Annotated in this window: 13 protein-coding genes; 3 read left to right on the top strand and 10 right to left on the bottom strand. The window is 69.8% G+C overall.

Annotation, left to right across the window (positions count from 1 at the left end):
* Positions 1-2 precede the first annotated feature (2 nt).
* From IDM46_RS02785 to IDM46_RS02770, 4 genes are read right to left on the bottom strand one after another with little or no spacing between them, the layout of a single operon-like run.
* A complete protein-coding gene (locus IDM46_RS02785) occupies positions 3-1,187 on the bottom strand; it encodes an NAD-dependent epimerase/dehydratase family protein (RefSeq protein WP_185114747.1) in 1,185 nt (394 codons plus the stop codon).
* Positions 1,171-2,532 carry an MFS transporter gene (locus IDM46_RS02780; RefSeq protein ID WP_185114746.1) on the bottom strand — a complete coding sequence of 454 codons (1,362 nt, stop codon included), beginning with the start codon at positions 2,530-2,532 and terminating at the stop codon, positions 1,171-1,173. Before IDM46_RS02780 ends, IDM46_RS02785 begins: the two co-directional genes overlap by 17 nt.
* A 26-nt stretch (positions 2,533-2,558) precedes the next feature.
* Positions 2,559-4,442, bottom strand: coding sequence for a M48 family metallopeptidase (locus IDM46_RS02775; protein ID WP_185114745.1), 1,884 nt, complete (start codon positions 4,440-4,442; stop codon positions 2,559-2,561).
* 6 nt (positions 4,443-4,448) lie between these two features.
* A complete protein-coding gene (locus IDM46_RS02770) occupies positions 4,449-5,051 on the bottom strand; it encodes a LemA family protein (protein WP_185114744.1) in 603 nt (200 codons plus the stop codon).
* Positions 5,052-5,134: 83 nt separating this feature from the next.
* Here IDM46_RS02770 and IDM46_RS02765 point away from each other — a divergent pair, with 83 nt between their 5' ends.
* The gene (locus IDM46_RS02765; protein ID WP_182822742.1) at positions 5,135-6,547 is read left to right on the top strand and encodes a serine hydrolase domain-containing protein; all 1,413 of its coding nucleotides are present in this window, start codon (positions 5,135-5,137) and stop codon (positions 6,545-6,547) included.
* A gap of 104 nt (positions 6,548-6,651) precedes the next feature.
* Here IDM46_RS02765 and IDM46_RS02760 read toward each other — a convergent pair whose 3' ends face one another.
* From IDM46_RS02760 to IDM46_RS02735, 6 genes are all read right to left on the bottom strand, one after another.
* Entirely contained in the window at positions 6,652-7,176 is a 525-nt protein-coding gene (locus IDM46_RS02760; RefSeq protein WP_182822744.1) for a hypothetical protein, read from the bottom strand.
* 762 nt (positions 7,177-7,938) lie between these two features.
* Entirely contained in the window at positions 7,939-8,331 is a 393-nt protein-coding gene (gene gcvH / locus IDM46_RS02755; RefSeq protein ID WP_182822746.1) for a glycine cleavage system protein GcvH, read from the bottom strand.
* Between the two features lie 69 nt (positions 8,332-8,400).
* Entirely contained in the window at positions 8,401-9,501 is a 1,101-nt protein-coding gene (gene gcvT, locus IDM46_RS02750; RefSeq protein WP_182822748.1) for a glycine cleavage system aminomethyltransferase GcvT, read from the bottom strand.
* A gap of 52 nt (positions 9,502-9,553) precedes the next feature.
* Positions 9,554-9,994 carry an NfeD family protein gene (locus IDM46_RS02745; RefSeq protein ID WP_182822750.1) on the bottom strand — a complete coding sequence of 147 codons (441 nt, stop codon included), beginning with the start codon at positions 9,992-9,994 and terminating at the stop codon, positions 9,554-9,556.
* Positions 9,995-9,997: 3 nt separating this feature from the next.
* Complete coding sequence (locus IDM46_RS02740; RefSeq protein WP_182822753.1) at positions 9,998-10,960, bottom strand: SPFH domain-containing protein; 963 nt, start codon at positions 10,958-10,960, stop codon at positions 9,998-10,000.
* A gap of 71 nt (positions 10,961-11,031) precedes the next feature.
* The gene (locus IDM46_RS02735; protein ID WP_182822755.1) at positions 11,032-12,003 is read right to left on the bottom strand and encodes an aldo/keto reductase; all 972 of its coding nucleotides are present in this window, start codon (positions 12,001-12,003) and stop codon (positions 11,032-11,034) included.
* A gap of 86 nt (positions 12,004-12,089) precedes the next feature.
* Between IDM46_RS02735 and IDM46_RS02730 the strand changes: the two genes are divergently transcribed.
* A complete protein-coding gene (locus tag IDM46_RS02730; protein WP_185114743.1) occupies positions 12,090-13,226 on the top strand; it encodes a GGDEF domain-containing protein in 1,137 nt (378 codons plus the stop codon).
* Between the two features lie 80 nt (positions 13,227-13,306).
* Positions 13,307-14,605 carry a nucleoside transporter C-terminal domain-containing protein gene (locus IDM46_RS02725; RefSeq protein ID WP_182822760.1) on the top strand — a complete coding sequence of 433 codons (1,299 nt, stop codon included), beginning with the start codon at positions 13,307-13,309 and terminating at the stop codon, positions 14,603-14,605.

Genomic DNA, 14,605 nt, shown 5'->3' with positions numbered 1-14,605 from the left:
CTTCAGCCGCGCGCGTGCCAGGCCTGGAGCACGGTGGCCTCGCGCGCCGGTGACAACCCCGCCTTGGGCTGCGCCCTGCGCTCGTCCGGCAGCGAGCGCCAGTACTCGAGCGTCGCGGCCACTGTGTCGTCCAGCGGACGCGTGCGCAGTCCCAGCGCCTGCGCGCGAGCCGTGCTGATGCGCCCGAAACCGGCGTAGTCGCCTTCGGCGGGAATCCACGCCGGCATGTCCTGCCAGGCGGACACGCCCTGCGCCTCGAGGAAGTCCGCCGGCACCCAGGTCAGCGTCGAATCGTGACCGGGCGGCTGCGGGCACGGCGCGCGCACGCACTGGATGGTGTTCATGCGCCGCGACACTGCCTGGCAGGTCGACAGCAGCCGGCCCATCGTGATCGAACCTGCGGGCGCGTCGGCGTTGACGATGCCCGTGTAGCGCTTCTCGAGCGCCAGCAGCAGGAAGTCGGCGAGGTCGCGCACGTCGATGAACTGGGTGGGATCGTCGGCGGAACCGGGCGCGAGGATCTCGCCGCCCCGGTCGGCACGCGCAGGCCAGTATGTGAAGCGGTCCGTGGTGTCACCGGGGCCGACGATCAGGCCGGGGCGCACCACCATCGTGCGGCCGGGCAACCCGGCCTGCGCGGCGTGCTCGCACAACGCTTTCAGCCCGCCGTAGGTCTCGCCGGTCACCTCGGTCGCGGTCGGGTCGACCAGCGTCGCCAGCGGCGCGGCTTCGTCCTGCCCCGGCGTGTCGGTCCTTGCATACACCGAGATCGTCGAGACGATCAGGTAGCGGTCCACCCGCTTCGCCAGCAGCTGCGCCGAACGCGTCACGTCGGCCGGGATATACGCCGAGGTGTCGAGCACGGCATCCCAGCGGCGCGAGTCGCCGAGCGCGGACAGGTCGAGCTTGCGGTCGCCGCGCAGCTGCTCGATATCGGCGAACGCCTCGCCCTCGAAGCGCCCCGGATTGCTCTTGCCGCGGTTGAACAGGGTCAGCGCGTGGCCGCGCGCACGCGCGGCGGCGACGAAGTGCGGGCCGAGGAAGCCGGTGCCGCCGAGCACCAGGATCTTCAGCGGCGCACCGCCAGCGGGCGCGGCATCGCCGGCGGCGGTGCGCGCGCAGGCCGGCAGGGCGGCGGCCACGGCGCAGGCCAGACCTGCCTTCAGCAGTTCACGTCGACGTGCCATGCACAGGCTCCACGCGGGGGTCCTGCGGGAGAGTGCGCTCGGCGCGCACCACGCGCCATGCGCCGTAGGTCATGCCCAGGGCGATGCCCAGGCCGGCCATGAACACCACGTGCGACCCCATCGCCGACAGCGCCTTGTGCGCCCACACGAAGGTCAGGTCGCCACCGCGATAGATCGCCGTGTCGATCACCGCCTTCGCCTTGTAGCGTTCTTCGCGCTCGACGCGCGTGTACACCGTCTCGCGCGCCGGCTTGGCCAGCGAGAACTCGCTGGCCCGGGTGACGATCTGCACCATGGCCACCAGCACCGGCAGCGGCGACGCCGACAGCAACGCAAAGCCGAGCACGATCGCCAGGCCCGGCAGCAACAGCAGCGGCGCGATGCCGTAGCGCTGCAGCAGGAACCGGGTCAGCAGCAGCTGCACCAGGATCGTCAGCAGGTTGATCGCGCCGTCGATCATCGAGTAGTAGGCGGTGCGCGCTTCGGCGGTGGGGAAGGCGGCGCGCGCGATCGCCGCCTGCTCGTTGTAGAGGATCGTCCCCACGCCTACCCCGAAGAACATCAGCAGGGCCAGCGCGCGCAGCAGCGGGCGCTGCCAGACCAGGCGCAGGCCGGCGAGCACCGAACCGCCCATCGCCCGGCCGTCGCCGCCGCCCTGCGCCTGCTCGCGCCGCTTGGCCCACGGGCGCAGCTTGTAGATGCACAGCAGGCACACGCACAGCAAGCCGGCCGAGACCAGCAGCAGGTTGGCCACGCCCACCGGCTCCACCAGCAGGCGCGTGATCGCCGGCCCGAGCAGCGCGCCCACCGTGCCCCCGGCGCCGATATAGCCGTAGACCTGCTTGGCATGCGCGTTGTCGAACACGTCGGCCATGAAGCTCCAGAACACCGTGACCGCGAACAGGTTGAACACCGCGACCCAGACGAAGAACAGTGCGCCGCGCCCGGCGGCGCCGCTGTCGAACGCCCACCAGAACCCGAGCAGGCAGGCGATGAAGACCAGGTACACCGCCGGCAGGAACACGCGGCGCGGGAAGCGCGACACCAGCGCGCCGTACAGCGGCTGCAGCAGCACCATCACCACGAACGTGGCGGTGAACAGCAGCTGCAGGGTGAAGTCGCCGACCGCGAAGCCATGGCGCTCGCCGAAGGCGATCAGCGCGCGCGGGAACACCGCCGCGGCATCGGCGGACGATCCCATGGCGTCGCGCACCGGGCGCAGCACGTAGTAGCCGCAAAGCAGGCAGAAGAAGTACAGCATCGCCCACCACAGCTGCGGCGATACGCCCAGCTCGGCGCGGAAGCGCCCGAACCGTCCGCGGGCACCCGCGGTCACGTCGTTCATGGTCGTGCCGCCATCGGTCGGATCGCTCAGCCGTGCTCGAGCATCGGCGGAAGCGGGCAGTGCAGCACCGCGCAGATCGTGCGCAGCAGCTCCGCCTCGGCCACCGAGATGCGGCCATCGTGGCTGGCCGCCGCGGTCACCGCCTCGACCATCATCTGCTTCGCCAGCGGCTCCAGGCCGTCCAGTGCCGGCCACACGTCGTCCAGCGCCAGCACGCCATCGGCCGGCGGCGCATACGGCAGGTGGTCGCGCGGGAGCACGCGCTGCAGGCCGGCGAGATAGGCGCGCTGCGCCTCGGCGCGGTCAGACGGATTGCCGGCCTGCGCGACGACCGCCAGCAGGGTGGCGAACTCCTCGCGCACGCTGCCCGGCTTGCGGCGGCCGAAGCGCGCGTGGCGGCGCGGATCCAGCGATTCGCGCAGCTGTACCTCCAGCAGGCGCGCCATGCAGTATTCGAACAGCGAGACCCGGCCATCGCAGTGCACCATCGCGTGCACGGTGTCGAGGATCGACTCCAGCTCCGGGCGTGGCCTGCGGCGCAGCACCGGGAACGCGATCGCGACCAGCGGCAGGCGCAGCATCGGGTGCAGGCCGGCCAGCTCGCCGCGCTGCAGCGCCGTGGCCGCATCGGCCACGGCGTGGCCCAGGCGGGCGCTGGCCTCGGTGGCCTGGCGCGTGCGGATCGCGTCATCGGCATCGAGCAGCAGGCCGAGCAGCAGCGGCACGACGGTCTCGCGCGACTGCGCCAGCGCGCGCAGCGATGCCGGCATGCTGCGCGCGATCGCGTCGGCGCGCAGGTAGTCGCCGGGTTCGGGAGTGGCCACCTGCGCGGCCACCATGGGTGGCGTCACGTTGATGCGCGCGTCGCGCGCCGGCAGCCCGCCGGCCTGGCTGTCGAGGCCCAGCCGCACGTCTTCCTCGAGTCCCGCAGGCGCGGCCACCATCCACTGCACGCGCAGGTGTTCGAGCTGGTCGGCGCGGAACGACGGCTCCAGCGCCTGGATGCGCTCGAGCAGCGGCGGGTGCGTGGCGAACAGCCCGCTGAAGCCCACGCCGTCGCCGAACAGCATATGGCTGGCCTCCTCGGCGTCGGCGCGGTCATTGAGGCGCGCGCCCGCGGGCAAGCCGGCGATCTTCTTCAGCGCGCCGGCAAGCCCGGAGGTCTGGCGCGTGAACTGCACCGCCGAGGCATCGGCCAGCCGCTCGCGGGTGCGGCTCACGCTGGCCTTGATCATCCGCCCGAACAGCAGGCCGATGCTGCCGACCGCCAGCGCCACCAGCGCGGCGACCATGACCGCGGCACCGTTGCGGCTTCGCCCGCCGCCCAGCCAGAGGATCTTGCGGCCGATCAGGCTGATCATCAGGATGCCGAACAGCACGCCGATCAGGCGGATGTTGAGGCGCATGTCGCCATTGAGCACATGGCTGAACTCGTGCGCGATGACCCCCTGCAGCTCGTCGCGGTTGAGCCGGTCGAGCGCGCCGCGCGTCACCGCGATGGCGGCATCCGACGGCGAGTAGCCGGCGGCGAACGCGTTGATCGCGGCCTCGTCCTCGAGCACGTAGAGCTTGGGCACCGGCACGCCGGAGGCGATGGCGATCTCCTCGACCACGTTGCGCAGGCGCCTGAGGTTGCGGTCGCTGGTCTCCTCCGGCACCGGCACGCCGCCGAACTGCAGCGCCACCGCGTCGCCGCCGCCGCGCAGCGACGCCATGCGGTACAGCGACCCCAGGCCGATCACCGCCAGCGTCACCAGCGTGGTGAATCCCAGCACGCCCCAGTGCACGCCGAGGAACACGGCCACCGCCAGGTCGACGGCCAGCACGATGCCGACCACGGCCAGCGCAAACAGGACGACCAGGCGGCTACTGGTGCTGCGGGCCTTGGCCTGCTGCTCGAAGAAGTTCATCCCGCGTCAGAACTGGACCTTCGGCGCCTCGCGGACCTCGGCCTTGTCGGCCGGGATCTCGAGCAGGGCCGCGTGCTGGAAGTTGAACATCCCGGCCAGGATGTTCGACGGGAACACCTCGCGCCGGTTGTTGTAGGCCATCACCGAATCATTGAAGGCCTGGCGCGCGAACGCGACGCGGTTCTCGGTGGATGTCAGCTCTTCGCTGAGTTGCATCATGTTCTGGTTGGCCTTCAGGTCGGGGTAGGCCTCGGCCACCATCATCAGCCGCCCGAGTGCGCCGTTCAGCGCACCCTGCGACTGCGCGAGCTCGGCCATCGCGGCCGCGTCGCCGGGATCGGCCTTGGCTGCCGCCAGCCCCGACACCGCCGCGGCGCGTGCCGCGATCACGGCTTCCAGCGTCTCGCGCTCGTGCGTCAGGTAGCCCTTGGCGGTTTCCACCAGGTTGGGGATCAGGTCGAAACGGCGCTGCAGCTGCACGTCGATCTGCGCGAATGCGTTCTTGAATGCGTTGCGGGAGGCGATGAGGCCGTTGTAGATGCCCACGCCCCACATCAGCGCGACTACGGCCAGACCCACAATTACCAGCAGGATCAGCAAGCTGGACATCAAAGCTCCCCTTGTTCATGCAATCGCGGAAGCAGGCGAATATGATCGGCCTGCCGTCGCAGCATACGCAGGGGATACACCCGATGAAAGGCATAGCACGCAGCCCGCGCCGACTCATTGCCGGGGTCGGCCTGCTCGCCGCACTGGTACCGGTCGCGGTGGGCTCGGCCGCGCAGCCACAGGGCTGGAACGCGGCATCGGCGCCCGCCGCCGCAACCACCACCACGGTCGCGGCCAACGTCGCGCCGCTGCTGCCGCCCGGGGTGAAGTCGATGCCCCTGGCGGGCGACTTCGATGTCGCCCGCTTCGAGGCGATGGCGCAGGCGATCGTCGCCAACCAGCGCGTGCCCGGCCTGGCGATGGCCATCGTCCACGACGGCAAGGTGCTGAGCGCGCGCGGCTATGGCATCACCGACGTGCGCGCCGCCGAGCCGGTCGACGCGCATACCGTGTTCCGCCTGGCGTCGCTGTCCAAGGCGTTCGCCGGCACCGTCACCGGACTGCTGGTCGCCGAGGGCGCGCTGCGCTGGGACAGCCATGTCGCCGACTACATGCCGTCGCTGCGCTTCTCCGACCCGCAGGCGGCGAGCCGGCTCACCGTGGCCGACGTGCTGAGCCACCGCGTGGGCCTTGGCCGCAACACCTTCGACCGCGACCTCGAGCGCAACGCCGACTACCGCACCCTGGTGCAGCAGCTGGCCAGCGCACCGATGACCTGCGGCGTCGGCGATTGCTACAGCTACCAGAACATCGCCTTCAGCCTGGTCGGCGACGTCGTGTTCGGCGCCACCGGCCAGTTCTTCAGCGAGGCGGTGACCGGGCGCATCTTCAAGCCGCTGGGCATGAACGATGCCAGCTACGGCCTCGAAGGCATCCAGGCGAGCCCGCGCTGGGCACGGCCGCACGTGCGCGCCGGCGGCGGCTGGACCTCGCTCACGCCCAAGCCCACCTACTATCGGGTCGCGCCGGCGGCCGGCGTCAACGCCAGCATCAGTGACATGGCGCAGTGGCTGCTTGCGCAGTCCGGTCGGCGACCCGACGTGCTGCCCGCGCCGCTGCTCGCGACGCTGCAACAGTCGCTGGTGTCCACCCCGGGCGAACTTCGCAGCTCGTCATGGCGGCGCCAGCGCCTGAACGAGGCGGGCTATGCGCTCGGTTGGCGCGTGTACGACTACTCCGGCCATCGCGTGGTGTTCCATGGCGGCGCCGTGCAGGGCTACCGCGGGCTGATGGCGATGATCCCCGAGCGCGACCTCGGCGTGGTGCTGCTGTGGAACAGCGACAGCAGCGTGCCCTCCGGCCTGCTGCCGACGATCCTCGACAGCGCGATCGGGCTGGCCCCGCAGCGCTGGCTCGACGTCGACTTCGATGCGGTGGACGACATGCTGCAGGCCGGGACCGAAAGCGGCGGGCGGCCACAGGCTGGTGCCGCGACGATCACGGCGGCGCAGGCGGGCGCCGGCGGTGCGGCGGCCTCTGTGGCGCGTCCCGACTGAGGCTCCGCCACGGCGCCTTGCGCGCCGCGGCACCGCGCAAATGAAAAACCCCTCCCCCGCCTGGGCAACGGGAGAGGGGTCGCGTCTTACGGCAATCGGGTTGCTTACATCAGGGGCGCGGGCGCCGCGGGAATCGCGACAACCGGAGCCTTGGCCTTGCGGGCCGGCTTCGCCTTCTTGGTGCCGGCCTTCTTCGCGGCCTTCTTTGCAGGTGACTTCTTCGCCGCCTTCTTGGCCGGGCGCTTGGCAACCTTGGTCGCCGCCTTCTTCGCGGTCTTCCTGGTGGCCTTCTTCGCGGTCTTCTTGGCAGCCTTCTTCGCCGTCTTCTTCACCGCTTTCCTGGCGGTCTTCTTGGCGGCCTTCTTGGCGGTCTTCTTCACCGCCTTCTTGGCGGTCTTCTTGGCGGCCTTCTTCGCGGTCTTCTTCACTGCCTTCTTGGCGGTCTTCTTGGCGGCCTTCTTGGCGACCTTCCTGGTGGCCTTCTTCGCGGTCTTCTTGGCTACCTTCTTGGCGGCGACCTTCTTCTTGGCGACCTTCTTGGCGGCCTTGCGCGCCGGTGCCGCCTTGCGGACGGCTTTCTTGGTCGCCTTCTTGGCGGTTTTTTTCTTCGCGACTTTCTTCGTGGCCATGAGATGGCTCTCCTCGTCAGTGGGTCTTGCAGGTACTACTGCCCAGTACGAAACGCACCGCGGGTATCGGACCCGCGATCAACCGCCGACGCGCCGGGCGCGTCGGTACGGATCACTCCGGTTGGCACGGCACGAAAAAACCCGCTGCGCTCGGCGCCGCGGGTCGCGTGTCGTTGCCCACCTTGAGGTTTTGCGAGGGAGACAAATCCCGAGTCCACCATGACGACCTTGCGGGCGGAGGACTGTGTTGTGCTGCTTGCTGTCGCCGGGTTCGCACTCACTCGCTGCTGTGGCCACCTGTTGTTGTGGCGAAACCTAATCACGGTTTTTTTCGCTGTCAACACCCCGACGACGAACGCGCGCGTCGAACACACCGCGCGCGACCCGCGAACCGAGTTGACGGCCTGCCGCGTCGACCATGGTGTTCCGGGCGCGCGCCAGCGACGCGCGCGGCGGGCCATTGCGAAAGCGCTTGTTTTAGGCGCTATCGCCAATCGACTGCGCGATGCAGTCGATGCAGCGCCGACAACGCGAGCGCTGCCGCCTCAGCGGTGGACGGCGTCGCTGCGCCGGTGAACGCGACGTGCACGCATGCCCCCATGGATTGCCTTGCGAGGCGTCGCGGATGTCGGATTGCGCGAAAGTGCGCAAACTTCCCGACGCGTCCGACGACCCGTGCGAGGCAAAAAAAAAGCCGGGCATGCGCCCGGCGTTGCATCCAACCGGCATCGCCGGCATGTCGCCGGCGCGCCGCGGACGACGTTACTCGTCGGCTTCGATCAGCTCGGCGTATTCGTCCGGCCCGAGCAGTTCCTTGAGCTGTTCCGGCTCGTCCATCTCGATGACGAACAGCCAGCCTTCGCCGAACGCATCCTCGTTGATGGTCTCGGGCTTGTCGGCCAGCGCGGTGTTGACCGCGACGATCGTTCCCGACACCGGCGCGTACACGTCCGACGCCGCCTTCACCGACTCGACCACCGCCGCGGCGGTGCCGGCTTCGGCACGATCGCCGACACCCGGAAGATCGACGTACACCAGGTCGCCGAGCAGGCCCTGGGCATGGTCGGAAATACCGACGGTGACCTTGCCGTCACCCTCGATGCGGGTCCATTCGTGTGACTTCATGAACATGAGGTCGCCTGGGATATCGGTCATGGCTTGTGCTCCGGATACGGCTGACTGGGGAAGTGGGGGGCTAGTTTAGCGAAGGCCGGGCCGGGCGCATCAAATCCCGTCGCGTGCCTTGCCATCGCGGACGAACGGCGCCTGCACCACGCGCAGCGGCACCTCGCGGCCGCGGATGTCGACGCGCACCTCGCCCGGCTCGCCCGCCGGCACGCGCGCGAACGCGATCGCCTTGCCCAGCGTGGGTGCGAACGTGCCCGAGAGGATCTCGCCCTCGCCGTTGCCCGCGACCACCTTCTGGCCGTGGCGCAGCACGCCCTTGTCGTCCATCACCACGGCGATCATCTGCCGCGCGTCGCCCGCGTCGCGCTGCGACTCCAGCGCCGCGCGGCCGATGAAGTCGCGACCCTCGTCGAAGGACACGGTCCACGCCAGCGACGCTTCCAGCGGGCTCACCGATTCGTCCATGTCCTGGCCGTACAGGCCCATGCCGGCTTCGAGGCGCAGCGTGTCGCGCGCGCCGAGCCCGGCGGGCGCCACGCCGGCCGCCAGCAGCGCATCCCAGAACGCCACCGCGTGCTCCTGCGCCATGACCACCTCAAAGCCGTCCTCGCCGGTGTAGCCCGTGCGTGCAACGAACAACGGCGCGCCCGTGGCCGCCTGCACGTCGCGCGCGGCGAACTTGGCGAGCTTGGCGACCGCCGCGCGGTCGCTCTCGTCGATGAGGCCCAGCACCTTGTCGCGTGCGTTCGGGCCCTGCACCGCGATCATCGCCAGGTCATCGCGCTCGCGGACCTCGATGTCGAACGGCCCGGCCTGGCCGCCGATCCACGCCAGGTCCTTGTCACGCGTGGAGGCATTGACCACCAGGCGATAGAAGTCGTCACCGAGGTAGTAGACGATCAGGTCGTCGATCACGCCACCCTGCGGATTGAGCATGCAGGTGTAGAGCGCCTTGCCGGTGACCTTGAGCTTGTCGACCGAGTTGGCCACCAAGTGGCGCAGGAAGTCCTTGACCCGGGCCCCGTGCAGGTCGACCACCGTCATGTGCGAGACGTCGAACATGCCGGCATCGCGGCGCACCTGGTGGTGCTCGTCGATCTGCGAGCCATAGTTGAGCGGCATGTCCCAGCCGCCGAAGTCCACCATCTTCGCACCGGCGCTGCGGTGGGCGTCGTTGAGGATCGTCTTGCGGGTCATGGCGCGGCTCCTGGTCGGTGACCGCGCATTATCCCAGCCCGCGGCGGATACTTCACTCCGCCAGCAGGACCTCGAGCACCATGCCGTCGCTGCCCACCACCCGCACCAGGGTGCCGGCCGGCAGCTCCACGCCGCGGACGACCCAGTATGCGTCGTCGATCTTGACCCGTCCGCGGCCACCGACGATGGCGTGGTCGAGCGGCACCACGCGGCCGACCAGCTGGTCGGCACGCCGGTTCAGCAGCGGCCGGTCGCTGGGGCGCTCGCGACGGCGGAACCATTTCCTGTAGGCCAGCACCGCGACCACGCTCAGCACGACGAACAGGATCACCTGGGCCAGCATGCTGAGGCCCGGCACCAGCAGCACGACCAGCCAGACCAGCGCCGCGGCGATGCCCATCCACAGCAGGAACGCACCCGGCATGAAGGTCTCGGCCGCGATCAGCACCAGCGCGATCGCGGCCCAGACGGTGGTATCGGCGCCCCAGCGCATGGCTCAGGCCCCGCCGCGCTTGGCGTCGATCCGCGCGCGCGTGTCGACCTGCTGCTTGCCCAGCGCTTCCTTGCCCAGTTCGGCGATGCCGGCGATCGAGCCGATGATGCCGCTGGTCTCCATCGGCATCATCACGAACTTGGCATTGGGCGCGGTGGCCAGTTCGCGGAACGCCTCCACGTATTTCTGCGCGATGAAGTAGTTGATCGCCTGCACGTCGCCGGCGGCGATCGCGTTGGACACCATCTCGGTGGCCTTGGCCTCGGCCTCGGCCAGGCGCTCGCGCGCCTCGGCCTCGCGGTAGGCGGCCTCGCGCTCGCCTTCGGCCTGCAGGATCGCCGCCTGCTTCTCGCCCTCGGCGCGCAGGATCGCCGAGCTGCGATGGCCTTCGGCTTCCAGGATCACCGCGCGACGGTCGCGCTCGGCCTTCATCTGCCGGCCCATGGAATCGATCAGGTCGCGCGGCGGCTGGATGTCGCGGATCTCGATGCGGGTGACCTTGATGCCCCAGGGATTGGTGGCGTGGTCGACCACGTTGAGCAGCTGGGCGTTGATGGTCTCGCGGTTGGACAGCGACTCGTCCAGGTCCATCGAGCCGATCACGGTGCGGATGTTGGTCTGCACCAGCGCGATAGTGGCGATCTCGAGGTTGGACACCTCGTAGGCGGCCTTCGCGGCATCGAGCACCTGGAAGAACACCACGCCGTCAACCTTCACCACCGCGTTGTCCTTGGTGATGACCTCCTGCGAGGGCACGTCCAGGACCTGTTCCATCACGTTGACCTTGCGGCCGATGGCCTGCATCACCGGGATCAGCAGGTGCAGGCCCGGCGACAGTGTGTGGGTGTACTTGCCGAAGCGCTCGACCGTCCACTCGAAGCCCTGCGGCACGATGCGGACCATCTTGAAGAAGAACACGATGAACGCGACCGCCAGTACCGCTGCGATGAAGGTTCCACCGGCCATTGCACACACTCCCCAGTTGTTGATCTGGAGTATAGACGGCGCCCCGACGCCATCTGTGACCCGACAAGCCCTCAGCCCGCGGTGACCGCCTCGGCGCGCGCGAACGCGGCATCATCCAGGCGATTGGCCAGCGCAAGTGCGCCGAGGTTCTCCAACAGCTGCCCGACCCGGCTCGCGCCCAGCAGCACCGTGGACACGTGCGGATTGCGCAGGCACCAGGCAATCGCCAACGCGGCGGGCGCCACGCCCAGTTCCGCGGCGAGCGCGGCGAAGCGCTGCGCGCGCGCGACACGGTGAGCCTCGCCGTCGCCTTCGATGACCATGCGCGCCAGGCCGGGATCACGCCCGAGCCGGCTGTCCTCCGGAATGCCGGCGCCATACTTCCCTGTAAGCAGGCCCGACGCGAGCGGCGACCACACCGTGGCGCCCATGCCGAACTCGGCGTACAGCGGGGCGTACTCCAGTTCCACGCGACGGCGATGAAGCAGGTTGTACTGTGGCTGCTCCATGGAGGGCGCGTGCAGGTGGTGGGCACGCGCCACCGCATGCGCCTCGCGCACCAGCGCCGCCGGCCACTCCGAGGTGCCCCAGTACAGCACCTTGCCCTGGCGGATCAGCGCGTCCATCGCGGCCACGGTTTCCGCCACCGGCACGTCGGGATCGGGGCGGTGGCAGAAGTACAGATCAAGGTAGTCGACGCGCAGGCGCCTGAGCGCGCCGTGGCAGGCATCGTGCACATGCTTGCGCGACAGCCCGCGCTGCATGGGCAGCGGATCGGCGGCGGACCCGAACATCACCTTGCTCGACACCGCGAACCCGTCGCGCGGCAGGCGCAGGTCGGCGATCACGTCGCCCATCACCCGCTCGGCCTCGCCGTTGGCGTAGCCCTCGGCGTTGTCGAAGAAGTTGATGCCGTGGTCCCAGGCGGCGGCCACCAGGTCGCGTGCCGCGCCACGCCCGATGCCGGCACCGAACGTCGTCCACGCGCCCAGCGAGAGCGCCGACAGCGCGAGTCCTGACGCGCCAAGCCTGCGGTAGTCCATCGCGCTGCTCCAGCCTTCTCGAACGCCGCAGTGTACGCGCGGCGCGGCGCGCTATCCTGCAGCCCGGATGTGGGGGACACAGACCGATGCATGCCAGCGAAATCCGGATCCGCGACACGCTGCAGCGCCTGCTGGTGCCGCCGGACGAACTCATGCGCGAGCTTGGCGCATCGGGGGAACTCCTGGTCGCCCGGGTGCGGGCGGCGCTGTCGGCGTTGATCCTGCTGCTGCCGCTGGTGGCCGCGGCCACCGGGGCCGGTACCCGGCGGGTGCTGCTGGCCCTGGGCGTGGCGGTGCTGGCCAATGGCATGGCGATGCTGTGGCTCGCCCTGGCGCGGCACGCGCGCCGCTGGCCGTGGCTGCCCTACGCCACCGGCGCCTGGGACGTGACCCTGACCTCGGCCGCGCTCGCGTTGCTGGCGCTGGAAGACCCCGTGGCCGGCCTGGCCAACCCGGTGGCCTGGTGCTTCTACCTGATCGCGATCTGGTTCACGGCCCTGCGCAACAACGGCCGCCTCACGCTGTTCGTCGGCGCGCTGGCGATCGCGCAGTACACGCTCCTGTTGGCGGTGCTGCTGGCTGCCGCGCCCGCGCACGACGCGCTGCTGTCACCGGAGCATGGCGCGGTCGGGATGGGCGGGCAGGCCTGGCGGTTGCTGCTGCTGGTGATCGCCACCGGACTGGCGGCCACCGTGGTGCATCGCATGCAGCGCCTGGTCGAGTTGTCCGGGCACGACGGCCTGACCGGCCTGCCCAATCGCTCATGGCTGCTGCAGCGCATGCCGCATGTGTTCGCCGCCGCGCGCAACGCCGGCGCCTCGCTCACCCTGGTGCTCCTCGACATCGACCGGTTCAAGCGCGTCAACGACGAGGCCGGTGCGGAGGTGGGCGATCGCGCCCTGCGCCACATTGCCGCCACCATGAGCGGCGTGCTGGCCACCGACGAACACCTCGCCCGGATCGGTGGCCAGGAGTTCGTGCTCGTGCTGCAGTGCCCGGTGGGCAGTGCCTGGGAACGCCTGGACCGCCTGCGGCGCGACCTCGCGGAGCGTCCGTTCCTGCCGGAGCGTGGCAGCGACGCATTCGCGTTCACGTTCAGTGCCGGGCTGGCCGCCTGGCCGCACGACGGCGGCAACACCTCGGCGCTGCTGGGCTGTGCAGACCGCCGGCTCAAGCAGGCCAAGGCCACCGGCGGCAACCGCATCGCCGCCCGCGACGCCTGACCGCGGTTGCCGGCACCGCCGGCGTGAACTAGTCTGCCCCGTCGCCGCGCACCCGCGGCTGTCCGGGGAACGGGGTCAGGATGGAAGTATTGTCGCGCGTCGGCTTCGGCCTGTTCGGACTGGTCGTACTGATCGCCTTCACCTGGCTGTTCTCGAACAACCGCGGACGGGTCGACTGGAAGCTGGTGGCGACCGGCGTGACGCTGCAGATCGCGTTCGCCACGCTGGTGATCCTGGTGCCGGGCGGGCGCGAAGTCTTCGACTGGCTCGGCCAGCTGTTCGTGCGCATCCTCGGGTTCGTCAATGCCGGCTCGGAGTTCATCTTCGGCAGCCTGATGGACGTGCAGACCTACGGCTTCATCTTCGCCTTCCAGGTGCTGCCGACCATCATCTTCTTCGCCTCGCTGATGGCGGTGCTCTACCACCTGGGCATCATGCAGTTCGTCGTCCGCGTCATGGCACTGGCGATCACCAAGGTGATGCGCGTGTCGGGCGCGGAGACCACCAGCGTCTGCGCCAGCGTGTTCATCGGCCAGACCGAGGCGCCGCTGACCGTGCGCCCCTACATTTCGCGCATGACCGAATCCGAGCTGATCACCATGATGATCGGCGGCATGGCGCACATCGCCGGCGGCGTGCTGGCCGCCTACGTGGGCATGCTCGGCGCGGGCGATCCGGTGGAGCAGGCGTTCTATGCCAAGCACCTGCTCGCGGCCTCGATCATGGCCGCGCCGGCGACGCTGGTGATCGCCAAGATCCTGATCCCCGAAACCGGCGAACCGCTGACCCGCGGCACGGTGAAGATGGAGGTCGAGAAGACCACCAGCAACGTCATCGACGCCGCCGCCGCCGGCGCCGGCGACGGCCTCAAGCTGGCGCTCAACATCGGCGCCATGCTGCTCGCCTTCATCGCCCTGATCGCGATGATCAACGCGCCGCTCACCTGGCTCGGCGAGATCACCGGCCTGCAGGCGATGATCGGCAAGCCCACCGACCTGTCCGCGATCTTCGGCTACGTGCTGGCGCCGGTGGCCTGGCTGATCGGCGTGCCGTGGGCCGATGCCGGCACCGTCGGCTCGCTGATCGGGCAGAAGGTGGTGATCAACGAATTCGTCGCCTACCTGCAGCTTGCCGACATCGTCAATGGCCGCGTCGAAGGCGTCTCGCTGACCGGCGAAGGCCGGCTGATCGCGACCTACGCGCTGTGCGGCTTCGCCAACTTCAGCTCGATCGCGATCCAGATCGGCGGCATCGGCGGCCTGGCCCCGGACCGCCGCCACGACCTGGCGCGGTTCGGCCTGCGCGCGGTGCTCGGCGGCACGGTGGCCACGTTGATGACCGCCACGATCGCCGGCGTGCTGACCAACATCGGCGCCTGA

The sequence above is a fragment of the Luteimonas sp. MC1825 genome (assembly GCF_014764385.1).
GTDB lineage: Bacteria > Pseudomonadota > Gammaproteobacteria > Xanthomonadales > Xanthomonadaceae > Luteimonas.
Note: the sequence above shows the minus strand (reverse complement) of the source record. Positions and strands in the feature narration are given on the sequence as shown.

Coding starts and splice junctions, on each gene's coding strand:
- IDM46_RS02785 (WP_185114747.1), bottom strand. CDS start 1,187: ATGGCACGTCGACGTGAACTGCTGAAGGCAGGTCTGGCCTGCGCCGTG.
- IDM46_RS02780 (WP_185114746.1), bottom strand. CDS start 2,532: ATGAACGACGTGACCGCGGGTGCCCGCGGACGGTTCGGGCGCTTCCGC.
- IDM46_RS02775 (WP_185114745.1), bottom strand. CDS start 4,442: ATGAACTTCTTCGAGCAGCAGGCCAAGGCCCGCAGCACCAGTAGCCGC.
- IDM46_RS02770 (WP_185114744.1), bottom strand. CDS start 5,051: ATGTCCAGCTTGCTGATCCTGCTGGTAATTGTGGGTCTGGCCGTAGTC.
- IDM46_RS02765 (WP_182822742.1), top strand. CDS start 5,135: ATGAAAGGCATAGCACGCAGCCCGCGCCGACTCATTGCCGGGGTCGGC.
- IDM46_RS02760 (WP_182822744.1), bottom strand. CDS start 7,176: ATGGCCACGAAGAAAGTCGCGAAGAAAAAAACCGCCAAGAAGGCGACC.
- gcvH (WP_182822746.1), bottom strand. CDS start 8,331: ATGACCGATATCCCAGGCGACCTCATGTTCATGAAGTCACACGAATGG.
- gcvT (WP_182822748.1), bottom strand. CDS start 9,501: ATGACCCGCAAGACGATCCTCAACGACGCCCACCGCAGCGCCGGTGCG.
- IDM46_RS02745 (WP_182822750.1), bottom strand. CDS start 9,994: ATGCGCTGGGGCGCCGATACCACCGTCTGGGCCGCGATCGCGCTGGTG.
- IDM46_RS02740 (WP_182822753.1), bottom strand. CDS start 10,960: ATGGCCGGTGGAACCTTCATCGCAGCGGTACTGGCGGTCGCGTTCATC.
- IDM46_RS02735 (WP_182822755.1), bottom strand. CDS start 12,003: ATGGACTACCGCAGGCTTGGCGCGTCAGGACTCGCGCTGTCGGCGCTC.
- IDM46_RS02730 (WP_185114743.1), top strand. CDS start 12,090: ATGCATGCCAGCGAAATCCGGATCCGCGACACGCTGCAGCGCCTGCTG.
- IDM46_RS02725 (WP_182822760.1), top strand. CDS start 13,307: ATGGAAGTATTGTCGCGCGTCGGCTTCGGCCTGTTCGGACTGGTCGTA.